Consider the following 21437-nt stretch of genomic DNA (forward strand, 5'->3'; position numbering starts at 1 on the left):
GCCGGCGCGCTGGCGGCCGTGCTGGCGGCGGCGTGGACCCCGGGGCGGATCGCGCCGGTGGCGTGGTCGTGGTGGTTGCTGGCGGCCGGCTTCGAGCTGCTGCTCGGCGCGGTGCTCGGCGCCCTCGTCAGCCTGCCCGGCGAGGCCGCGCTCGGGGCGGCGAGCCGCTCGGGGATGACGCTCGGGCTCGGCCGCGCGCGCGTTCGCGGCGCTGCAGCTGGCGCTGGTCGGTTCGCTGGCGCTGGTCGCAGGGCTGCACCGGCCGCTGCTCGCCGGGCTGCGGGCGTGTGCGACGCGCTGGCCCGTCGGCGAGCCGCACGGGTGGCAGCTGCAGCTCGACGTCGCGGCGGCGAGCGCGGCGGCCCACGAGGTCACGTTGCTGGCGCTCGGTCTGGCGACGCCGGTCCTGCTCACCGCGGCCGTCCTCGAGCTCGCGCTCGCGTGCGCCGCGAGGTCCGGGCCGGTCGCAGCGGTGGCGGCCGCGAGCCGGTCGTGGCTGGTCGCCGTCGCCGCGCTCACCGCCCTCGCCGCGGCCTGGGCCGTCCATCCGGAGGCGTGGCTGCAGGCCCTCCCGCGCGCCTGAGGCGTGATAACGTCCCCTCGTCGGATGCTCCGCCTGTCTCACCGCTGGTGCGCCGCGATGTTGCTGCTGGCGACCTGCGGGCGCGGCGAGCCGGAGCCGGCCGATCTGCAGGCGCTGCGGCTGCCGACCGGCGCGCTGCTCTCGCCCGACGGCGCGTGGCTGTTCGTCAGCAACAGCAACCTCGACCTCGGGGTCAAGACCAGCACGCTCGTGGTCCTCAACCTGCGCGCGCTCGACCAGGCGTTCGCGGAGGAGCCGGCGCCGGCCGACGCCGAGCTCAGCGCGGCGTCGCCTTGCCGTGTCTCCGAGGCCATGTCCAAAGAGACAGCTGAAAAGGCGCAGCAGGTCGTCGAGTGCGAGGAGCGCTACTTCATCCAGCGCGCGCACTCGGTCCGGTTCACCAGCGGCGCCGGCAACATCGCCCTCGACCGGCCGATCGGCGACGACGGGCCGTGGCGATTGCTGGTGCCGTCGAGCCTCGAGGAGCGCGCGGTGACGTGGATCGACGTCGTGCGCGAGGCCGGCGGCATCGAGGTCGACTGCGGGCAGGACGGCGAGGGCGAGTGCGACGCGGCGCACTCGCTGCAGCGGCTCGGCAACGACCCCGCCGGCGCGCGCCTGCCGTCCGATCCGGCGCGGATCTTCGTCGACCGCGAGGGCTATCGCTTCGCCTACCTGCCGCACCTGCTCGGGGCGAGGATGACGCTCATCGCCCTCGACGCCGAGTACGGGCCGAAGATCACCGACATCACCGACGCCTCGCAGAGCTTCTTCTCCACCGAGCCGCTCGGCAAGGGCGTGCTCGCCGGCGGGTTCGCGGTCGACCAGCGCGCCTGCGACCCGACGGACGCGCCGCCGAGCAGCGAGGGCTGCACGCGCCCGCTGCTGTACGCCTCGCACCGCTTCTGGCCCGGCGTGCGGCTGTTCAGCGTCGAGACCGGGCGCGACACGATCGTGCGCTTCGGCAATCACTGGCTGCTCGGGGTCAACCCGTACGCGGCGGGCGACCGCCCGTTCATGGGCGAGATCGAGTTCCTCGACCCGGACGTCGGCGACCGCCTGCTCGCGGTCCACACCACGCCGCCGTCGCTGTCGCTGGTCGACACCAGCCTCGGTGCGTCGGGCGAGCCGCTCAACGACCCGATCGACAGCGTCGCGCTGTGTCACAACCCGAACCTGCTGGCGGTCCACCGGCCCAAGCAGGGCGAGGCGATCGCGTTCATCAGCTGCTACTCCGACGACGAGGTCGCCGCGGTCGCGCTCGGCTCGTTCACCGTGATCGCCACCATCCCGGTCGACGACGGGCCCAACGAGCTGGTCGTCGACGAGGCGCGGCGCAAGCTGTACGTCGTGCACACGCTGGCGAGCACGATCGGGGTCGTCGAGCTCGACAGCGCCTCGCCGCGGCGGCTGCAGATGATCCGCCGGATCGGCCTCGGCGGCTGAGCTGCGAGCGCGCGGACGCTCGAGCATCCTCGCGCCGGCGTGCAGGCGCCCGAGCGAAGGCTGCGGGCCCGCGCGCTAGTTCTTGCGGAAGACCTGGCGCATCCACGCGCCGAGCTGGTCGCCGCGGTAGCGCAGCTGGTTCGTGAACACGAACTCGCGCAGCGCCTCGGCCAGGGAGGCCGCCGACGGGTAGCGGTCGTCGAGCGAGCGGGCCAGCGAGCGCAGCAGGATCTGCTCGAGCGGCGCCGGGATCGCCGGGTTGACCTCGCTCGGCCGCGGCACCTTGCACTGGCGCACGCTCTCGAAGGTCTCGATGTCGCTGTCGCGGCGGAACAGGCGGCGGCCGGTCAGCAGCTCGAAGAACACGATGCCGAGGGCGAACACGTCGCTGCGGGCGTCGAGCGGCGCGCCGCGGACCTGCTCGGGCGACATGTACGCGAGCTTGCCCTTGATGACGCCGGCCTGCGTCTGCACCGACGAGCTGGTCGCCTTGGCCAGGCCGAAGTCGATCAGCTTCACCTCGCCCTCGTAGGAGATCAGGATGTTGGGCGGGCTGATGTCGCGGTGGATGATGTTGAGCGGCCTGCCGTCGTCGCTCTTCTTGTTGTGGGCGTAGTCGAGGCCCTCGGCGCAGCGCGTGATGATGTAGCAGGCCTGCGCGAGCGGCAGGGCCTTGCCGGCCTTCTGGTGCAGGTCGAGCAGCGCCCCGACGTCGCGGCCCTCGACGTACTCGAGCGCGATGTAGAAGGACTCGTCGTGGCGGCCGAGCTGGTAGATCTGGGCGATGTTGCCGTGCTGCAGCTGCACGGCCAGCTTCGCCTCCGCCTGGAACATGGCGATGAAGTTGGGATCGCGGGCGATGTGCGGCAGGATTCGCTTGATCGCCACCAGGCGCTCGAAGCTGTCGGCGCCGGTCAACTTGGCCTTGTACACCTCGGCCATGCCGCCGGCGCTGATGCGTTCGAGCACCTCGTAGGGACCGATCTTGTCGGGGGCCGTGGTCAACGCGGTGATTCTCGGCCCACGCGTCGGAGTTCGTCAATTCGGGGCGAGGCGCGGGCTCGCCCGAATTGTCCGACGTCACGGGCAGGTCGAGGGCCGAGGCCGGCCGGCCACGGCCCTCGCGCTCAGCGTGCGCCGGTCACGCTCTCGCAAAATAAACAGGATCCGCGCCGTATGGTGCGGATCCCGGGTCGGGCGCATGACGGCCAGCGGCGATGCGTCGTCGGCCGTGGGCGCCCGCTCGATCACGCCTCGGCGCGCGGGCTGTCCGCGGCGAGGCTCTCGGGCGGCAGGACGACGGGCTCGAGCGCGGCGTCGAGCACCTGCCGCATGTCCTCGGCGAAGATGAACTCGATCTGCTGGCGCACGTCCTCGGGCACGTCCTCGATGTCGCGGGCGTTGCGGTGCGGGAGCACCACCCGCTTGATGCCGGCCCGGTGGGCGGCCAGGACCTTCGACTTGATCCCGCCGACCGGGAGGACCCGCCCGCGGAGGGTGCATTCACCGGTCATCGCCGTGTCGTTGCGGACCCGGCGACCCGTCAGCAGCGAGGTCAGGGCCGTGAACATGGTGACGCCTGCGGAGGGGCCGTCCTTGGGGACGGCGCCGGCGGGGACGTGGATGTGCAGGTCCTGGCGATCGAGGAAGTTGACGTCGACCCCGAGCTGGTTGGCGTTGCTGCGGACGTAGGTGAGGGCGGCCCGGGCAGACTCCTTCATGACGTCGCCGAGCTGGCCGGTGATCTCGAGGCTGCCCTTGCCGGGCATGCGTGAGGTCTCGACGAACAGGATGTCGCCGCCGACCGGGGTCCAGGCGAGGCCGGTCGCCACGCCGGGGACGGCGGTGCGCTCGGCGACTTCGCTCTGGAACTTGGGCTTGCCGAGGTACTTGTGAAGGTCGCTCGCGTCGATGTGCAGTCGCGGCGACTTGCCCTCGTCGGCCCGCGCGATCTCCAGGGTCAACGCGCGGCACAGCTTGGTCAGCTCGCGCCCGAGCTGGCGCACCCCGGCCTCACGCGTGTACTCGCGGATGATCGTCTTGATCGAGTCGTCGGTGACCGTCAGCGTGCCGGTCGCGATCGCGTGGTCCTTGATCTGCTTGGGCAGCAGGTGGTCCTTGGCGATGTGCAGCTTCTCCTCGAGGGTGTAGCCGCTGAGCTCGATGACCTCGAGGCGGTCGCGGAGCGGCGCGGAGATGGTGTCGAGGCTGTTGGCGGTGCAGATGAAGAGCACCTCCGACAGGTCGAACGGCAGCTCGAGGTAATGGTCGGTGAAGTTCTTGTTCTGCTCGGGGTCGAGGACCTCGAGCAGCGCCGCGTCGGGCGAGCCCATCCAGCTGTTGCCGAGCTTGTCGATCTCGTCGAGCAGCACCACCGCGTTCTTCTTGCCGGCCTTCTTCAGGGCGTGCAGGAGTCGGCCGGGCAGCGCGCCGACGTAGGTGCGCCGGTGGCCGCGGATCTCCGCCTCGTCGCGCACGCCGCCGAGGGCGATCCGCACGAACGGACGGCCGGTGGCGTCGGCGATCGACTGGCCCAGCGAGGTCTTGCCGACCCCGGAGGCCCGGCGAGGCACAGCAAGGTCGCGCGGGTGTTGCCCGAGACCTTGAGGACCGCCATGTGCTCCAAGATCCGCTTCTTGACCTCCTCGAGGCCGAAGTGGTCGGCGTCGAGCTTCTTGGCGATGGCGTCGATCTCGAGCGTGCCCGAGGCGCGCTTGTTCCACGGCAGGTCGGCGATCCACTCGAGGTAGGTGCGGATCACGCCGAACTCGGCGTGGGCGTTGTTCATCGCCTCGAGGCGGGCGAGCTCGCGGTCGGCGACCTTGCGGGCCTCCTCGGGCAAGCCGGCGCTGTCGAGCCGCTCGCGCAGGGCCTGCAAGTCGTCGGACTTGGGCTCCTCGCCGAGCTCCTTCTGGATCGCGCGCAGCTGCTGGCGCAGCAGGACCTCGCGCTGGTTGCTGTGGAGGCCGCGGCGGACCTCGGAGTCGATCTTGTGCTTGAGCTCCGCGAGGGTGATGGCCTCGTCGAGCAGGCGCGAGACCAGGCGCAGGCGCTCGCTCACGTCGCGGGTGAGCAGCACCTGGACCTCCTTGTCGGTGTCGAGGCTCAGCGCCGCGGCGACGCGGTCGGCCAGCAGGCCGGAGTCGTCGCCGCGACCGAGCAGCTCGATCCACTGACCGAAGCTCGAAGACATGTCGGGCGCGATCTCCTGCAGCTTCTCGCGCATGCGCGAGCCGAGAGCGCCGGCGAGCAGCTTCGCCTCGGTGGGATCGGTATTCTCGTCGGCAAGCTGCTCGACCTCGGCGGTCCAGTAAGGCTTGCCGTGGAGGATCGTCTTCAGCGAGAAGCGACCGAGGCCCTCGAGTACGACCTGATAGTTGCGCTCGCCCGTGCGCCGGATCTGGCGGACGCGGGCGTAGGTGCCGACCGGCTGGAGGTCGGCGAGCTCGGGATCGACCATCCGCGCGTCACGCTGGACGGCGATGCCGACGATGGCGTCCTGCCCGACGGCCTCGATCATGGCGATCGAACGGGCGCGACCGACCGGGACGGTGATGACTGTGCCAGGGAAGAGGACGCCGTTGCGCAGGGGCAGCAGCGGGATCACAGAAGGATACTCTGGGTGGCTCATCTCGGTTCCTTTCGCTCCCCGCGGCTAAGCCTGCAGGGGTACGTGATGACGGTTGAACCGAACTTAAAACCGTTCAACTCGCCGTCAACTGCGGGGCCGGGGATCGGCGCGGCAGAGCCCGTGGACGAGGAGTTGATGCAGAGCCGTGACCTCACGCTCGAGCTCGTCAGGTGCACGACCGAAGAGCAGCGGCGGCACGAACGCGACGAACGCCTGCAGCAGCGTCGCCGCGGTGGCGGACGCATCCTTGATCGCGAACTCGCCGGCGTCTGCACCTGCTTGCAGCAGCTCGGCGATGATCTCGCGTTCGCGCCGGTGGTAGATCTCCTGCGCCTCGCGGATGGCCGGGCAAGCGTGACAGTGAACGAGCTCCGCGGCGTGCGCGCCGCGCTCGGCGAGGGCGAGGAAGGCACGCGTTCGCGCCACGAGCGCCGCTTGCAGACGGTGGGCGTAGAGCTTCTTGGGCGCGTTGGCGGCGCCGCGCATGGCGGCGAGCACCGCCTCGTGGCGGCGATGCGAGAGCTCGACCCAGATGGCGTCCTTGGCTTCGAACTCGAGATAGACCGAGCCGACGCTGACTCGAGCCTCGCGGGCGATCTCGGCGACGGTGGTCTTGGCGTGACCGTAGTGGTGGAGCAGTCGCTCGGCGGCGTCGAGGATCTGCGCGCGCCTCGGGTTGCCGAGGTCTCCCGCGGGGTACGTCCCGGACTGAGCCATGACGAAACCACTACATCATTCATCGTTTGAAAACACAAACGTGCGCGCGAGCAGTTCCGCCCGGTGATCCGATCGAGGTCAAGCGGACGCATACGCCGGCGTTGCAGCGGCGGCTCGTGAATAGCACCCTGCACCCCCGGGTCTGAAGGCCCCCGAAATCGCACGAGGAACCCTCCATGTCGCTTCGCCCAGTTCTGTCCCTGCTCGCCGGTATGATGATTGTGTCCGCCCCCGCCACCACCTTCGCCGACTCGGCCGGCTCGATCGGCAACGTCGACGCCGTGACCGTCTACGAGAGCAGCAGCGATGACTACGCGATGGCCAACGGCGTGCTGTCGGTGCGCGAGAAGTCCGGAACGAAGCGTGACTACAAGTGGGGCGGGTCGCTGTGCCCGGGCCGTAACGTGAGCGCCGCATCGATCTCGATGCTGTTCGACGCGCTCCGCTCGCAGACCCAGGTGGAGATCGTGCCGTCCTACAAGGTCGGCAACGGCGCCACCCGCTGTCTCACCGGCTTCAAGCTGTCCTTCGACCGCCCCGAAGTGGCCGGCTGATAAGCTGAAACTTGCGCAGGTTCTTGGCGCGCGCCCGGGCGCGCTAAAAGCCTCGCTCCGTGGACCTCGACGCCACCACCCCGCCGAGCCGCGCTCGCGTCGCGCTCGCCTGGCGGGTCGGTGTGCGGCCGAGGTCTCCGCGTCTCGTGCCGGCGCTGCTGTGCCTGGCGCTCGCGGCCGCGATCCCGCATCGACTCGATGCGTCGCTGGCGTCGGCGCTGCGGGCGGCGTGGTCGGGCGAGGGGGCGTATGTCCTTTGGGACATGTGCTTTGCGACCTGGCCGATGGTCGTGGCCGGGGCGGCCGTGGTGGTGACGCTGGCGACGGCGGCGAGCGGTTCATTCGGCTGGGTCGAGGGTGAGCGCTCGCGGCTCGGCCGGGTCGGCGCGGTGCGACCTGGCGTCGGTTCGGCGGTGGTCGCCGTGGCGGTGCTGATCGTGCTGGCGCTGGCGGTGCGCGGGGTAATCGCCGGGGCGGCGCGTGGGGTCGCGGCCGGAGAGGCGAGCCTGGTCGCGCTGTGGGTGGAGTGGCTCCGGCGCGCGTTGCTGGCGGCGGGCTGCGTGACGCTGGTGGCCGCGGTGCTCGAGCTGGTGCTGATGCGCGGGGCGCTGCGGCGGGCGCTGTACCAGACGCGGCGCGAGGCGGAGGAGAGTTCGCGGTGAGCGAGCGGCTGGTTTCGGTGGCGCTGCCGGTGGCGCTCGACCGCGGGTTCACGTACGCGGTGCCGACGTCGTGGCCGAGCGCGCCGGAGCCGGGGGCGCGCGTGCTGGTGCCGTTCGCCAACCGTGGGCTGGTGGGAGTGGTGCGCGCGGCCCCGCCGGAGAAGCTGAACGGGGCGCGGATCAAGCTGCTCGAGGAGGTGCTCGATCCGCCGGGCGCGCCGTCGTTGACGCCGAAGCTGGCGCGGCTGTGCGAGTGGGTGGCGGACTACTATGTGGCGCCGGTCGGCGAGGTCTACCGGCTGGCGCTGCCGGGCTTGCTGACGGGACATGATGTCCGAAGGGTCATGTTGTCCGAGGCCGGGGCGCAGGCGCTGACGGCCGCGCGCGAGGTGGTGCTGCAGCCGGTGGACGACGCGGGGCTGCCGACGGCGGCGGAGCAGCGGGTGCTGGCGGCGCTGGCGTCGGCGCCCGGGGCGAGCTCGCGGTCGAACGGTTGATCGACCTGCGCCCGCGCATCCCCGGGGTGCTGCGGCTGATCGGCGACCTCGCGGCCAAGGAGCTGTGCACGATCTCCTGGGACGAGGCCGGCGGCGAGGGGGCGCGCGTCGAGGCCCACTACCGCCGCACGGACTATCTCCGCGGAGCGGCCACCGCGGAGGAGACGCTGCGTGAGCACATCGGCCGCAGCAAGCAGCGGCGGGCGCTGCTCGACCTGCTCGAAGGGGCAGGTTCGTGGGTGCCGGCGGGCGAGCTGCGCGGGCCGTTCCCGGGCTACAAGAAGCTGCTCGAGCCGCTCATCGCGGCCGGGCTGGTGGGGGTGGAGGAGCGGCTGCGGGCGCTCGATCCGTTCGCGGCGGAGACGATCGAGCCGTCGCTGCCGCAGGCGCCGACGGCCGATCAGGCGGCGGCGCTGGCGACGTTGCGCGGCGACCTCGAGGCGGGCAAGTTCGCGGCGTCGCTGCTGCACGGGGTGACCGGCAGCGGCAAGACGGAGGTGTACCTGCAGCTGATCGCGGACGCGCGGGCGCGCGGGGGCGGAGCGATCGTGTTGGTGCCGGAGATCGCCCTGACCCCGCAGCTGTCGGATCGCTTCCGGGCGCGCTTCGGTGAGACGGTGGCGGTGCTGCACAGCGGGCTGACGCCGCGCCAGCGGCTCGACGCGTGGCAGCAGATCCGTATGGGTGCGCGGCCGATCGTGATCGGGGCTCGCTCGGCCGTGTTCGCGCCGGTGCCGGACCTCAAGGTGATCGTCGTCGACGAGGAGCACGACGGGTCGTTCAAGCAGGAGGAAGGGGTCCGCTACAGCGCGCGCGACGTGGCGCTGGTGCGGGCGCGCGACGCGTCGGCGGTGGCGCTGCTGGGCAGCGCGACGCCGGCGCTCGAGACGTACGAGTCGGCGCGCTCGGGGAAGATCCGCTGGCTGCGGATGACGACGCGACCGACGACGCGGCCGCTGCCCGCCGTGGAGCTCATCTCGTTGGCGACGCATCGGCCCGACCCGGAGACGCTGCTGACGGGACGCCTGCGCACGGCGCTGGCGGAGACGGTGGCGGCGGGCGAGCAGGCGATCGTGTTCCTCAACCGCCGCGGCTTTGCGACCACGTTGCTGTGCGATCACTGTGGGGCGCTGCATCACTGCCCCGACTGCAGCGCGCCGGCGATGACGTACCACCTCGGGCGCAACCGCTTGATGTGTCACTGGTGCGGGTTCATCGAGGCGCCGCCGGAGCGCTGCGTGGAGTGCGGCGAGGGCGAGCTGCTGCACGGCAACGCGGGGACGGAGCGGATCGAGCTGGCGCTGGCGAAGGACGTGCCGGGCGCGCGGGTGCTGCGGCTCGACCGCGACACGAGCCGCGGCAAGGGGTTGCTGGAGACGCTGGCGCAGTTCCGCCGGCGCGAGGCCGACATCCTGGTGGGGACGCAGATGCTGTCGAAGGGGCACGACTTCCGGGGTGACGCTGGTGGGGATCCTCCAGGGCGACCACGGGCTCGGGCTGCCCGACATTCGCGCGTCGGAGCGGACGTTCCAGCTGCTGACGCAGGTGGCGGGCCGAGCTGGCCGCGGGGACAGGCCAGGGCGCGTGCTGATCCAGGCCTACGGGATCAAGAACCCGGCGATCGCGTTCGCGGCCGAGCACGACTTCGAGGCGTTCGCGGCGTGGGAGCTCGACAAGCGCCGCGAGCTCCACAACCCGCCGTTCGGCCACCTGGCGCTGGTGCGGATCTCGGGGCCGGACCAGGTGGCGGTGCAGCGGCGCGCGGAGGAGCTGGCGGTGGTCATCCGCGCGGCCGCGGAAGAGGTGCGGCGCAAGCACGCGGAGGAGCCGGGGAGCGCCGAGGCGCCGCCGCCGGTGCAACTGCTGGGGCCGAAGGCATCGCTCATCGAGCGGGTGAACCGCCGCGTGCGCTGGCAGATGCTCATCCGCGCGAGCAGCCGGCCTCCGCTGCGCTGGTTGCTGCGACAGCTGCGGCCCCGCCTCGGCGAGGCGGGCAGCGGGGAGTTCAAGACGATGGCGAACGTGGATGTCGACCCGCAGTCGCTGATCTGAGCGCGTGGCGCCGGATGCGGTCGCGCACCTCCGACGCCTAGCGCCCCGAGGGCTGTCTTTTTAGACCTGTTCGATCAGACAGCCGGCTGCGGGCCGCCGAGGTGGCGGTGGAAGAAGTCGAGCGAGCGGCGCCACGACTCGGCGGCGGCGACCGGATCGTAGACCTCGGGGCGGGCGTCGTTGAAGAAGGCGTGCTGGGCGCTGTAGCGGTAGAGCTCGTACTCGGTGGTGCCGGCGCGCAGCTCGTCCTCGAGGGCGCGGACGGCGTCGGGGGTGCACCAGTCGTCGAACTCGGCGAAGTGAGCCTGCAGCGGGGCGAGCAGCTTGCTGGCGTCGGCGCTGGCGCCGGGGATGCCGTAGTAGCAGACGCCGGCGGCGAAGCCGGGGACGTTGCAGAGCGAGGCGAGGGTGAGGGCGCCGCCGAGGCAGAAGCCGACGATGCCGACCCTGGTCGAAGGGTCCTGTCCCTTGAGACAGGTGAGGGCGCCGGCGATGTCGCTCAGCGCCTCGCCGAAGTCGAGGCCGGTCATGAGGTGCTTGGCCTCGTCGGCGACGGCGGTGGCGCGGCCGCGGTAGAGGTCGGGGATCAGGACGCGATAGCCGGCGTCGGCGAGGCGCTGGCCGACGCGGCGGATCTGGTCGTTGATGCCCCACCACTCCTGAATGAGGACGACGCCGGGAGCGCCGTCGGCGGCGGAGAACAGCACGCCAGGGGCGTCCTGTCCGTCGGGGCGGGGGAAGCTGATCGCTCGGCCATGTTCCATGGCGACCATGGTAGGGGCCGCGCGCGTCGCGACAAAGGCCGCCAGCGGCGGCCTCAGGCGCAGGATGCGACCGGCGGTGCGCACCCCGCGAAGGGAGTTATTGACGGATCCAGGTCTGGGTGCGGAAGAACGGGCCGAGGTAGCCGCGCACCTTGAGCTTGCGACCGCCATCCTCGAGCCAGATCTTGCAGCGGTAGGTCTTGTTCTTCTGCGGGTCGAAGATCTTGCCGCCGCTCCACTCGCCGTCGTCGGCCGACAGACCCCACATGACCACCATGCCCTCGATGGGCTTGTTGTGATCGTCGCCCTCGCACTGATCGCACAGCGCGCCGGGCTTGAGGAGGAGGCGGTCGACGCGGCCGTAGATCTTGCCGTCGACCTCGTAGATCTTGACGATGGACTTCGTCTCACCGGTCTCGTCGTCGATCGTCTTCCAGCTCCCGATGGGTGAATCGCTGGCGGAGAAGAAGGCGTAGGCGGTCGCCGAGGCGGACATGACCGCGGCCAACAGCGCGGCGAACACGGATTTCACGGGGCGCAGGGACGTGCGAGCGGACTTGAGGTGCATGGTGAGATCCTGGCTGATTTGGTCGGTTGCGGGAAGGTGACAGGGGAGACGCTCGCCGGGCGCGCCGCTTCAGGCACCCCTGGAAGAAATTGTCCCCCGGATCGCCGGGCCCCGGGTGCGTCGCCGCGCATAGGGACTGGAGTACACTCCCGTCGCCGTGGGTCCGGAGATCCTCATGACGGGCGACCGTGCCCACCGGGGCGAACTGGTCCCTCGCGTGCAAGACCTGGGCTACACGGTGGTCCCGGTCCGCGAGCGCAAGCTGGTCCTGCGCGCCGCGCAAAACCCCAGCCCGGCAGCGGTCATCGTCTGCCTCGGCTCCGCCGGCGCGAGCGGGCTGGTGCAGGCGTTGCGCGAGCGGCCCGAGACGATGGGCATCCCGGTGCTGCTCTACGGGCGCCTGCAAGGCGAGACGCGTGACCTCGCCGCGGTGCTCGAGCTCGGGGCCGACCGCTTCCTCGAGGCGCCGGTCGACGAGGCAGAGCTCAAGGCGGCGCTGGCCGAGCTCGCTGGACCGCCCGCAGGCGCAGCGCGGCCCGAGATCCGCGAGGCCTCGCCCGCTCCTCGCCCCGTTCGCAGCGACCCGGTCCTCAGTCGTCTGCATCACACGCTCGAGGTGCTGGCGGCCCGACTCGAGACCCGCGAAGAGTCGGTCGACGGCCATCGCGACGGGATCGATCTCGAGGCGATGGGCCTGGACGCCGTTCCCGACGTCGACCCAGAGCACGACAGCGGCGAACTCGAGCTGCTGCGCGAGCCGACCCAGCGGCTGCCCCCGACGAACGAATCGCGGGTCGGTCGTCGGGCGACCCGAAGCGAGCTCACGTTTTCGCGCGACGGGGAGATCTCGCCGGAGTCGGGCCCGCAGGCCCCTGCAGAGGCCCACAGCGAGCATACGGCCTCGGTCGCCACCGCGGCGCGCGAGGACGTTCGCAAGGCCCGCGCGAGCCGATGGGGCGAGTCGCGGCCGGCTTCGCGCGAGGCGGCGGAGGGGGAGCTGTCCCAAAGACCTGGTCGAAGCGACAGGGGCGGGCGGTGGACGAGGCGCCGCCCGATGATCCGGCGGAGGCAGGTCGGCTCGGCGTGACGAGCGAGCTGTCTCGAGAGACAGGTGGTGGACAGGGCTCGTGGCGGTCGCAGGGCGGCGGACACCGCGGTGAGCTGGCGCGAGGGACAGGTTCGTCGCGTGGCCTGCAGGGCGAGGACGAGGTCGACTCCGGCGCAGGACGCGTCGAGGAGACGATCGAGCTGACGCGTGGCACTCGGCCGCGGGCGGGCAAAGGGCTCGCTGGCGTGGCGCCTCGGCCGGACGCTGGTGCACCCTCGGCGCGTCGAGGCGAAGACGGCGCCGAGCTGGCGCAAGGGACACGGAGCTCGCGGGGCGCGGAGCCGGAGGAGCTGGCTCGAGGGGCAGGCGGGCAGCGAGGTTCTTGGAGCTCGCGGGCCGAGGAGCCGGCGCAAGGAAGGCGGACTTCGGAGCCGGAGGAACTTGCGCAAGAGGGCGGCCGCCGGATTTGCGGAGCGCGGGACGAGGGGAGCTGGCGCAAGGGACAGTTGGGCCGAGCTCGCGGAACGCGGAGCCGGAGGAGCTGGCTCAAGGGTCAGGCTCGCGGAGCGCGGAGCCGGAGGAGCTGGCTCAAGGGGCAGGTGGGCGACGCGGTTTTCGAGGCGCGGAGTCGGATGAGCTGGCCCAAGGGGCAGGTGGGCGACGCGGTGCTTGGAGCGCGGAGTCGGGAGACCTGGCGCAAGGGACAGGTGAGCGGCGGCGCTCGTGGAGCACCGAGCCGAATCTGGCGCGGTCCGAGGAGCCGGAGCGGCTGTCGCAAGGGACAGGCGGGCGGCGAGGCCCATGGGGCTCGCCAGGCGAGGAGCCGCAGGGGCTGGCGCAAGGGACAGGTGCCGGGCGCAGCGAGCGGACGGAGGAGCTGGTGCGCGAGCGGCCGCGACTGCAGGCTCCGCAAGCCGCGGAAGTCGCGGGGATGGAGCCGGCCGGGGCGGTGAAGCCTGGGCAGGGCGATGCGCGCGGCGACGCGTGGCGGCGAGACGAGCGCTCGCGTGCCGGATCTGTGGAAGGAGCTGCGCTGCCGGAGGGAACGCGTCGGCGCGGACGCTTCGCTGTCGACGGCGAGGGGACGACCGAGTTGCCGGCAGCGCGACCGCAGGCAGATCGATCGGGCACGAGGTCCGAGCTCGGACGAACGGGGCGCGAGGAGGCGAGAGGTCGCGGCGCGGGCCGGTTCGCGGTCGACGAGGCAGCGGCGACGGAAGCGCCCCGGAGCGAGCGACCGAACTCGCGGTTCGACCTCGGCCGGCGCGGGCGCGAGGAGGACGCGAGCGGAGGCCGTCGCGTGGGGCGGTTCGCGGTCGATGAAGAAGGAGCTGCGGATGCACCGCAGACGCCCGAGCGCCGGGGTCTCGCGCAGCGCTTCGACGAGCCTGCTCAGGAGCTGGATCGCGGAGGCCACACGGGTGGGCAGGATGTGCGCCTGTCTCGCGGGACAGGTGCGGTGGGCGATGGGCCCGCGGCGAGCGGAGCCGGAGGGTCTCGCGAGGAGACTGCGCGACGGGGACGGTTCGCGGAGGGCGAGGGGCCGGCTCGAGAGACGGATGCGAGACGGGGACGGTTCGCGGGGGGCGAAGGGCTGGCTCGCAAGACGGATGCGAGACGGGGTCGGTTCGCCGAAGGCGAAGGGCTGGCAGGAGAGACGGATGCGAGGCGGGGACGGTTCGCGGGGGACGAAGGTCTGGCTCGAGAGACGGATACGAGGCGGGGACGGTCCGCGGGGGGCGAAGGGCTGGCAGGAGAGACGGATTCGCGACGGTTGGCCGAGGGCGAGGGGTTGGCTCGCGCCACTGATTTTCGACGGGGACGGTTCGCGGAGGGCGAGGGGCTGGCTCGAGAGACAGGTGCGGGGCGATTTGCGGAGCCCGCGCGCGAGGTGGAGCGGGCTGGAGAGGACGGCGAACCAGGCGGGCGCGGAGCCGAGGAGGCGACGCTCGTGTTGCCTGCGCGCCACTGGTCGCGCCGCTCGTCCGACCGGACCGCGCCGGTGAAGGTCGAGCTGTCGCAAGAGACATGGCCGGATCGACATGTTCATGAGGACATGAAGGGAGTCGGCGCGCGGTCGGGGAGGCACGGCGGGCGCTCGCTCACCGAGGAGCTGTCTCTCGCTGCAGGACGAGCTCCGGTCGCAGAGCAGCCGCGCGCCGAGGAGCAGCCGCGGCTGTCCCCGGAGACAGGTAGCGTCGAGAGCGAGTCGTCGCTGGCGGGGGCCCAGGCACGCGGCGAATCGGACGCGCCGTCGCTGTTGGCCGAGCTGCGCCGCGAGCGGTTCACGGGCGGGCTGCGGGTGGCGGCCAGCGGCGCGCCGGAGCGACGTCTGTGGTGGTCGGAGGGACAGGTGATCGGCGGCGCGAGCGTTGCTGCCGGCGAGTCGGTGCTGGGTCGCCTGGCCGCGCGCGGGCTGCTGAGCCCGACGCACCTCGAGCTGGCGGCGCGCTGGGGCACCGGCGACCCGCGACGCGACGTCGAACGCCTGGCCCAGTCGGGTTTAATCAAACCGCAGGAGATGCGGGAGGCGCTGCGGGAGCCGGTGCGGCGGATCGTCGAGCGGATCGCCGAGAGCGGGAGCGTGGCGTGGGGCCTGTGGCCGGGTGAATCACCGGCGGTGGCGGTCGAGCTCGGCGTGCCGCTGGCGGCGATGATCGCCGGCGGGGTCCAGCGCGGGTCGACGCTGTCGCAGTTGCGCGTGGCCGTGAACGACGACCGCAAGCCGCGTCTGGCGTTCGCGGGGCCGGAGGCGCTGGCGGCGGAGCTGCGCTGGCCGGCGGTGGCGGCCGTGACCGAGCGCTTCGACGGCCAGACCCGGGTCGGCGAGCTGGTCGCGGCGGCGGTGGCCGACGAAGCGGTGATTCGCGCGGTGGTGTACGTGCTCGAGCTGCTGGGGCACCTGGCGCCGGAGATCGACGATCCGGCGGCGACCTTGACGGCGCTGGATCGCCAGCGAGTGCGCGAGCGCCTGCGACTGGCGCGCGAGAGCGACTACTTCGCGCTGCTCGGGCTGCCGCGCGAGGCGTCGCGGGCCGAGGTGCTGCGCGCGCATGCAGATCTGTCTGCGACGTTCTGCGAGAGCCTCGAGCCCGACAGTCGGGTCGAGTTGGCAGAGGAGATCGAGGAGCTGCTGGCGGCCCTCGACGAGGCGCGCGACGTGCTCTCCGACGACGCGCTGCACAGCGCCTATCTGGCGCAGATCGGGGCGACGTGAGCGGATCTTCGCGGCTTCGTGCGGTGTTCATGGGCTCGCCCGACTTTGCGGTGCCGAGCCTCGAGGCGGTGGCTCGTACGTGCGAGCTGGTACTGGCGGTGACGCAGCCGGACAAGCCGGCGGGGCGCGGGCGCAAGCTGATGCCGCCGGCGGTGAAGGAGGCGGCGCTGCGCCTGGGGGTGCCGGTCAGTCAGCCGGTCAAGGTGCGCGACGGGACGCTCGCGGCCCAGCTGCAGGCGCTGACGCCCGACGTGATCGTGGTGACGGCGTACGGGCGGATCTTGCCGCGCGCGATCCTCGAGGTGCCGCGCCACGGCTGCATCAACGTGCACGCGTCGCTGCTGCCGCGCTGGCGCGGGGCGGCGCCGATCCAGCGCGCGGTGCTGGCCGGCGACCGCGAGACCGGGGTGGCCATCATGCAGATGGAAGAGGGGCTCGACACCGGGCCGGTGTTCCGCGCGGCGCGGACGCCGATCGATCCGGAGGAGACGAGCGGCGAGCTGTTTCTTCGGCTAGCCACTCTCGGCGGCGATCTGCTGGCGGCGTTCCTCGGCGAGTTCCCGGACGTGCCGCCGCCGACGCCGCAAGATCCGTCGCTGGCGACGCTGGCGCCGATCCTGCGCAAGGAGGAAGGGTGGTCGATTGGACATGGTCTTCGGGACATGTCATCAACCACGTGCGCGGGATGGACCCGTGGCCGGCCGCGGTCACGGGGCGCGAGGGGACGCCGGTCAAGCTGTACCGGGCCGGGCCGTCACCGCTGCCCCGGCCCGAGGGCGCGAACCCCGGCGAGGTCCTGGCGGTCGACCGCGCCGGGCTGCACGTGGCGTGCGGCGAAGGGGTGGTGCGGATCGCCGAGGTCCAGGCCGCCGGCGCCAAGCGCATGCCAGCGCAGGCCTACGCCGCCGGCAAGTCTTTTAAAGGGGGAAGGGTTCTCGACGCCTCCGCGCTCCGAGACGGAGTGAGGCGCGGGATGTCCCGCGGGACAGGCGGCGCGCCGCCGGCGGTTCGAGCGGTGGCGGGCATGCGTTCGGTCGGAGGCAGCGGAGCGCGGGCCGACCACCGCGGAGCAGGCGAGCGGCATCACCACGGCGCTCGCACACGGACGTCCCGTCATGCTCGCAAGCGCTGGGGCAGTCGACGTCGAGACTCTGTCGCGGACAGCCCGCCGGCTTCGACCCCTGTGAACGACTTCGCTCCGGCCAGCGTGCATCACCGCGTCGGTCGCATACGGAGGTCGCGTCCACGCCTACGAGACACCGGCGACGGCCGGCGCGCTGAGGCGAGGGGCGCGGTCGAGGCGACCGAGGATGTCTTCAAGAGCATGCGCGAAGGGACATGTCCTTCGCGCCATGCTCTTTCGGCTCACTCGCCGGCGGGGACCGTGCGGGCGGTGGACAGGGTCCAGTTGGTCTTCTCGATCGGGAAGCGGGTGCGGAACAGGACCGTCTTGCTGTCGGCGGTGAACATCGGCGTGTGGTCCTGGAGCTCGTTGCGGGTCAACGTGCGCACGGGGCCGCCGGCGAGCAGGACGACGTGGATCTCGCTGTCGCTGCTGAAGGCGACCAGGCGGCCGTCGGGCGAGACGGCCGCGTCGTAGGTCTCGAACTCGTTGAGGATCGGGGTGAAGGTCCAGTCGCGGGTGTCGATCGGGATGATCCGCGGCTCCATGCCGTCGCGCACCTCGGCCGAGGTCGGGGTCTTGTCGGCCGCGCTGACGGCGTCGGCGAACAGCTTGGCCGCGGGCGCGGGCGCGTCGACCCGGAACAGGCGCTCGCCGCCGCCGGAGCTCCACGCCTGCACGAGCAGGCGCGCGCCCTGCGGCCCGGGCGGGACCCAGGCGACGCTCGCCAGGCCGTCGGCGGCGTCGAAGTTCTGGGCGTCGATGCGCAGCGCGGTGTCGGGGCGGTCGGCGGCGTAGAAGAAGAGGGCCTGCCGGTAGGCGCCGGTGCCGTCGGCGATGGTGTCGCGGCCGGTGCCGACGAGGACCTGGTCGTCGAGCCACACGGGCAGCGAGAGCGAGAGCTTGCTGGTGCGTACGAGGTCGCTCGCGACCTGGTCGCCGGGCTTGACGAGCGAGACGGCGCTCTCGCCGTTGTCGTCGTAGACCCGGGCGACGCGGCCGCTGGCGTGCGGCTCGCCCGGGTTGTCGCCGCGCGGGATCGGGACCGTGATCTCGCCGAGCTCGGAGAAGTTGCAGCCGCCGCTGCCGAGCTTGAACAGCCGCGAGCGCCCGCCGTCGTGGAGCAGGAGGGCGTCGCCTTGCGGCGAGTTGCGGACCAGCAGGACGCGGCCGCTGACTTCGAGCGAGCCGCCGAGCAGGCCGGTGCACGGGACGCGGCCTTCGACGGGGTCGGCGCCGGCGGGGATATAGAAGAATTGCTCGGTGCGATCGAGCTCGAGGTCGGCGTTGAAGCCGGTGCTGCTCGAGAAGTTGGCCTTGCGCGTGAGCAGGAGGATGCCGCCGTCGGCGAGGGCGATCGGGTGGACGCTCTCCTGCACGCCGCCGACGAGGGTCGGCTTGGGATCGGCCTGCTCCTTGTCGACGAGCAGGGCGCGGGCCTTGTCGGCGATCTTGGCGACGGTGGCCTCGGCGGCCTTGATGGCGTCGATGGCGTCGATGCCCTCCTGGACCTTGGTGCGCAGGACGATGATGTCGGGGCCGTTCTTGGGGTCGTCGCGCAGGGTGCTGGCGAGCGGCTCCTGGGCGAACAGGGCGCTCAGCAGGTCGAGCTCGGGGCCGTTCATGAACTTCGACGGCTCGGCGTTGACGGTGAGCTTGTGCGGGAAGGCGTAGTCACCGGCGCTGACGACGGCGAAGCGGTGGTGCTTCTCGAAGGTCGGGACGCCGCCCTCGATGTCGAGGCCGCCGAAGTCGAGCGCGGCCGGATCTTCGAAGGCGACGAAGGCGAAGCCGGCCCAGTCGGCCAGCTTGAGCACGGCCGCCGGCCCGTCCTCTTTGGCCTCGGGGAGCTTCTCGTGCAGCTCGTCGACCATTGTCTTGAGCCGGCCCTCCTGCGCGACGAAGCCCCACTTCTCGAGGTACGGCTTGTAGCGCCAGTTGGCGGCCGGGACGACGAGGACCCGCTCGGCCTGCTCGTCGTTGCCGATCGGCTTGGGGCGCTGGTTCCACCACACGAGCCCGCCGGCGGTGGCGAGCAGGGCGGCGAGCGCGACGAACTTGCCGCGGTGACTGCGGCGCAAGACGTCGAGGTCGCTCGCGGAACGGTCGGGAGAGGCGGAGCGGTCGGGGGAGCCAGCCATGAGCGCGAGCTTCGCACAAGACGACGGGCGAAACATGCCGGTTTCGGCCGCCCCGCTCGGCCCGCCAGCCGGCGCCTTGCTGCGACAAATCGACCGTGGCAAGGTGACCTCCCCGGCCAAATCGTGGGAGGAGCCCGGAGATGAAGAGCTCACGCCAGGGATTGAAGATCGACGGCGCGGTCGAGGTGCCTCACGTCATCGCCTACCTCGAACAACTGGTGACGGCGCTCAAGTCGGGGTCGGTCCGCGTCCATCGCGGGGCGGAGCAGGTGGTCCTCGGACCGCGCGGGGTGGTCGGCTTCTCGCTGGCGGCGTCCGACAAGGGGAAGCGGCAAGCTGACGCTCGAGCTGTCGTGGCGCAAGTTCGCCGCGCCCGACGCCGACCTCGACCTGGTCATCGGGCCAGCCGCCGAGCTGCCGCCGACGCCCGAAGTGCCCGCCAGCCCGGCCGCCACGTCGGAGCTGCCGCCGACGCCCGACGGCGCGGCCGATTCCGCCGCCAACGCGACCGCCGAGTCGGACAGCGACAGCCCGGTGCCCACGCCGGGCGAAGTCGTGCTCGGTGAGGCCGACTGAGCGGCCTCTGCCGTCTCCCGCGCTGCTTTCACTTCATCGGCCCGCGCGGGTGTCGCCAGCCTTCTTTCATGAGGTCGTCCTGCGCGAGGTCGGCATGTCGTCCTCGTCGTGATGCGCTGAACGACCGGGCCCGAGAAGCCTCGGCCGCCCGCCGCACGTGAACGTTCGCGGCCGCGCCGATCGCACGCGGTCTGGCGGATGCGATGACCGTGGCAGTCACGTAAGGTGCCGGACCGTCGCCGCCGCTCGTCGCGCTTGCGCGCCGGGATGCGCGGCCGTATGGTCGCCCACCGCGATGAACGAGCCGACAACGCCGGTCACCGATTCCGACAGCGTCGCCGCGGTCGACCTGGGCTCGAACAGCTTTCATATGGTGGTCGGCCGGGTCGTCGACGACACCCACTTCCACATCATCGACCGCCTGCGCGAGCGCGTGGCCCTGGCCGCCGGGCTCGACGAGCACCACGAGCTGACCGACAAGGTGCAGGAGCGCGCGCTCGCCTGCCTCGAGCGCTTCGGCCAGCGGCTGCGCGATTTCCCCGAGGGCCGCGTGCGAGCCGTGGGCACCAGCGCGATGCGCCAGGCCGGCAACGCCAAGGCGTTCCTCGCCCAGGCCCAGGCGGCGCTCGGTCACCCGATCGACATCATCGCCGGCAGCGAAGAGGCGCGCCTGATCTACCTCGGGGTGTCGCACACGCTGTCCGACGACCGCGGCCGTCGCCTGGTGATCGACATCGGCGGCGGCAGCACGGAGCTGATCGTCGGCGAGCGCTTCGAACCGGTCCGCATGGACAGCCTCGGCATGGGCTGCGTCGGCTACAGCCTGCGCTTCTTCGTCGACGGCAAGATCCGCGCGGAGGACTTCCGCAAGGCCGAGATCGCCGCCCGCCTCAAGCTCGAGCCGTTCGAGCGCCGCTACCTCGAGGCGAACTGGGAGAACTGCGTCGGCTCGTCGGGCACGATCACGGCGGTCGACGCGATCCTGCGCGCCAACGGCTGGAGCGACCGCGGGATCACGGCGGCCGGGCTGCGCCAGCTGAAGAAGGCGCTGATCGCCGCCGGCACCATCAACAAGGGGGCGGGACTGTCGGGGGTGCAGGCCGACCGCGCGCCGGTGCTGCCGGGCGGGGTGGCGATCCTGCTGGCGCTGTTCGAGGGCCTGCAGATCGAGCACATGGCGATCTCGACGGGGTCGATGCGCGAGGGGCTGCTGTACGACCTGCTGGGCCGGATCCGCCACGAAGACGTGCGCGACCAGACGATCCGCCAGCTGTGCCAGCGCTACAACGTGGACACGGCCCAGGCCGGCCGCGTCGAGCGCCTGGCGCTGCACTGCTTCCACCAGGTGCGCGAGGCCTGGGGCCTCGACCCGGAGTTCGGGCAACAGCTGGTCGGCTGGGCCGCGCGCCTGCACGAGATCGGGCTGTCGGTCGCGTTCTCCGGCTACCACAAGCACAGCGCGTACCTGGTCGCCAACTCCGACATGCCGGGCTTCTCGCGCGCCGATCAGGAGCTGCTGGCGGCGATGCTGCTCGGCCAGCGCAAGCGCCTCACGCGCGAGGTGTTCGCCGGCCTGCCGAACAGCGAGGCCGAGCTCGCCAAGTCGCTGACGATCTGCCTGCGCGTCGCGCTCCGCCTGGCCCGCAGCCGCAGCCCGACGCCGCTGCCGCCGTTCACCGCGACGGCCCGCCGCGGCGCGCTCGAGCTCGGGTTCCTCCCCGACTGGATCGAGGCCCATCCGCTGACCTTCGCCGACCTGGTCGAAGAGGCCGAGAAGCTGCGCGAGATCGGCTTCGAGCTCCGCGTTCGCTGACGCGCCGCCCGGTCCGCCACGAGCGACGGACCAGCGCGTCTGGCT

Annotated in this window: 17 protein-coding genes and 3 pseudogenes; 13 read left to right on the forward strand and 7 right to left on the reverse strand. The window is 72.0% G+C overall.

Annotated features, from left to right (window positions below; genetic code table 11):
* Positions 1-376 precede the first annotated feature (376 nt).
* Positions 377-583 (forward strand): hypothetical protein, encoded by a 207-nt coding sequence (locus OV079_RS56680; protein ID WP_338089000.1) that lies wholly within the window; start codon positions 377-379, stop codon positions 581-583.
* Between the two features lie 24 nt (positions 584-607).
* On the forward strand, positions 608-2029 hold the full coding sequence (locus OV079_RS42810; RefSeq protein ID WP_267775485.1) for a YncE family protein: 1422 nt from the start codon (positions 608-610) through the stop codon (positions 2027-2029).
* Between the two features lie 75 nt (positions 2030-2104).
* Here the strand turns inward: OV079_RS42810 and OV079_RS42815 are convergent, their stop codons facing one another.
* The 4 genes from OV079_RS42815 to OV079_RS42830 form a co-directional block, all read right to left on the reverse strand.
* The gene (locus OV079_RS42815) at positions 2105-3034 is read right to left on the reverse strand and encodes a serine/threonine protein kinase (RefSeq protein ID WP_267775486.1); all 930 of its coding nucleotides are present in this window, start codon (positions 3032-3034) and stop codon (positions 2105-2107) included.
* 242 nt (positions 3035-3276) lie between these two features.
* Positions 3277-4527, reverse strand: a complete 1251-nt coding sequence (gene lon / locus OV079_RS42820; RefSeq protein WP_267778780.1) for an endopeptidase La — start codon at positions 4525-4527, stop codon at positions 3277-3279.
* A complete protein-coding gene (locus OV079_RS56685) occupies positions 4428-5660 on the reverse strand; it encodes an LON peptidase substrate-binding domain-containing protein (protein ID WP_267775487.1) in 1233 nt (410 codons plus the stop codon). The genes lon and OV079_RS56685 overlap by 100 nt, the downstream gene beginning before the upstream one ends.
* A gap of 84 nt (positions 5661-5744) precedes the next feature.
* Positions 5745-6377 (reverse strand): TetR/AcrR family transcriptional regulator, encoded by a 633-nt coding sequence (locus OV079_RS42830; protein ID WP_267775488.1) that lies wholly within the window; start codon positions 6375-6377, stop codon positions 5745-5747.
* Positions 6378-6598: 221 nt separating this feature from the next.
* On the opposite strand from OV079_RS42830, the gene OV079_RS42835 reads away from it, so the two are divergent.
* The 5 genes and pseudogenes from OV079_RS42835 (at position 6599) to OV079_RS59550 (ending at position 10142) form a co-directional block, all read left to right on the forward strand.
* On the forward strand, positions 6599-6931 hold the full coding sequence (locus OV079_RS42835; RefSeq protein ID WP_267775489.1) for a hypothetical protein: 333 nt from the start codon (positions 6599-6601) through the stop codon (positions 6929-6931).
* 59 nt (positions 6932-6990) lie between these two features.
* Positions 6991-7593, forward strand: a complete 603-nt coding sequence (locus OV079_RS42840) for a hypothetical protein (protein WP_267775491.1) — start codon at positions 6991-6993, stop codon at positions 7591-7593.
* Complete coding sequence (locus tag OV079_RS42845) at positions 7590-8090, forward strand: primosomal protein N' family DNA-binding protein (RefSeq protein WP_267775492.1); 501 nt, start codon at positions 7590-7592, stop codon at positions 8088-8090. The genes OV079_RS42840 and OV079_RS42845 overlap by 4 nt, the downstream gene beginning before the upstream one ends.
* 320 nt (positions 8091-8410) lie before the next feature.
* Positions 8411-9529, forward strand: a pseudogene (gene priA, locus OV079_RS59545) (replication restart helicase PriA); the annotation flags it as partial.
* 310 nt (positions 9530-9839) lie between these two features.
* Complete coding sequence (locus OV079_RS59550; RefSeq protein ID WP_420829585.1) at positions 9840-10142, forward strand: hypothetical protein; 303 nt, start codon at positions 9840-9842, stop codon at positions 10140-10142.
* A gap of 74 nt (positions 10143-10216) precedes the next feature.
* Here OV079_RS59550 and OV079_RS42855 read toward each other — a convergent pair whose 3' ends face one another.
* Both OV079_RS42855 and OV079_RS42860 read right to left on the reverse strand, forming a co-directional pair.
* Complete coding sequence (locus tag OV079_RS42855; RefSeq protein WP_267775495.1) at positions 10217-10906, reverse strand: dienelactone hydrolase family protein; 690 nt, start codon at positions 10904-10906, stop codon at positions 10217-10219.
* 97 nt (positions 10907-11003) lie between these two features.
* A complete protein-coding gene (locus OV079_RS42860; protein WP_267775496.1) occupies positions 11004-11474 on the reverse strand; it encodes a DUF2147 domain-containing protein in 471 nt (156 codons plus the stop codon).
* 175 nt (positions 11475-11649) lie between these two features.
* Here OV079_RS42860 and OV079_RS42865 point away from each other — a divergent pair, with 175 nt between their 5' ends.
* The 4 genes and pseudogenes from OV079_RS42865 to fmt form a co-directional block, all read left to right on the forward strand.
* A complete protein-coding gene (locus tag OV079_RS42865; protein WP_267775498.1) occupies positions 11650-12561 on the forward strand; it encodes a response regulator in 912 nt (303 codons plus the stop codon).
* 1912 nt (positions 12562-14473) lie between these two features.
* Positions 14474-15739, forward strand: a complete 1266-nt coding sequence (locus OV079_RS42870; RefSeq protein ID WP_267775500.1) for a hypothetical protein — start codon at positions 14474-14476, stop codon at positions 15737-15739.
* Positions 15740-15768: 29 nt separating this feature from the next.
* Positions 15769-16311, forward strand: a pseudogene (locus OV079_RS59555) (methionyl-tRNA formyltransferase); the annotation flags it as partial.
* A 113-nt stretch (positions 16312-16424) separates the two neighbouring features.
* Positions 16425-16592, forward strand: a pseudogene (gene fmt / locus OV079_RS59560) (methionyl-tRNA formyltransferase); the annotation flags it as partial.
* Between the two features lie 512 nt (positions 16593-17104).
* On the opposite strand, the gene OV079_RS42880 reads toward fmt, so the two are convergent.
* Positions 17105-18943: a TolB family protein gene (locus tag OV079_RS42880; RefSeq protein WP_267775503.1), complete on the reverse strand. Its 1839-nt coding sequence runs from the start codon at positions 18941-18943 to the stop codon at positions 17105-17107.
* 492 nt (positions 18944-19435) lie between these two features.
* On the opposite strand from OV079_RS42880, the gene OV079_RS42885 reads away from it, so the two are divergent.
* Both OV079_RS42885 and ppx read left to right on the forward strand, forming a co-directional pair.
* Complete coding sequence (locus OV079_RS42885) at positions 19436-19579, forward strand: hypothetical protein (protein ID WP_267775504.1); 144 nt, start codon at positions 19436-19438, stop codon at positions 19577-19579.
* 295 nt (positions 19580-19874) lie between these two features.
* Positions 19875-21392 (forward strand): exopolyphosphatase, encoded by a 1518-nt coding sequence (gene ppx / locus OV079_RS42890; RefSeq protein WP_267775505.1) that lies wholly within the window; start codon positions 19875-19877, stop codon positions 21390-21392.
* Positions 21393-21437: the final 45 nt, after the last annotated feature.

The sequence above is a fragment of the Nannocystis pusilla genome (genome assembly GCF_026626665.1).
Lineage (GTDB): Bacteria > Myxococcota_A > Polyangia > Nannocystales > Nannocystaceae > Nannocystis > Nannocystis pusilla.

Excerpts from the sequence above, each read along its gene's own strand:
- ppx (WP_267775505.1), top strand. The coding sequence starts at position 19,875 with ATGAACGAGCCGACAACGCCGGTCACCGATTCCGACAGCGTCGCCGCG.
- OV079_RS56685 (WP_267775487.1), bottom strand. The coding sequence starts at position 5,660 with ATGAGCCACCCAGAGTATCCTTCTGTGATCCCGCTGCTGCCCCTGCGC.
- OV079_RS42860 (WP_267775496.1), bottom strand. The coding sequence starts at position 11,474 with ATGCACCTCAAGTCCGCTCGCACGTCCCTGCGCCCCGTGAAATCCGTG.
- OV079_RS42830 (WP_267775488.1), bottom strand. The coding sequence starts at position 6,377 with ATGGCTCAGTCCGGGACGTACCCCGCGGGAGACCTCGGCAACCCGAGG.
- OV079_RS42855 (WP_267775495.1), bottom strand. The coding sequence starts at position 10,906 with ATGGAACATGGCCGAGCGATCAGCTTCCCCCGCCCCGACGGACAGGAC.
- OV079_RS42810 (WP_267775485.1), top strand. The coding sequence starts at position 608 with ATGCTCCGCCTGTCTCACCGCTGGTGCGCCGCGATGTTGCTGCTGGCG.
- OV079_RS42865 (WP_267775498.1), top strand. The coding sequence starts at position 11,650 with ATGACGGGCGACCGTGCCCACCGGGGCGAACTGGTCCCTCGCGTGCAA.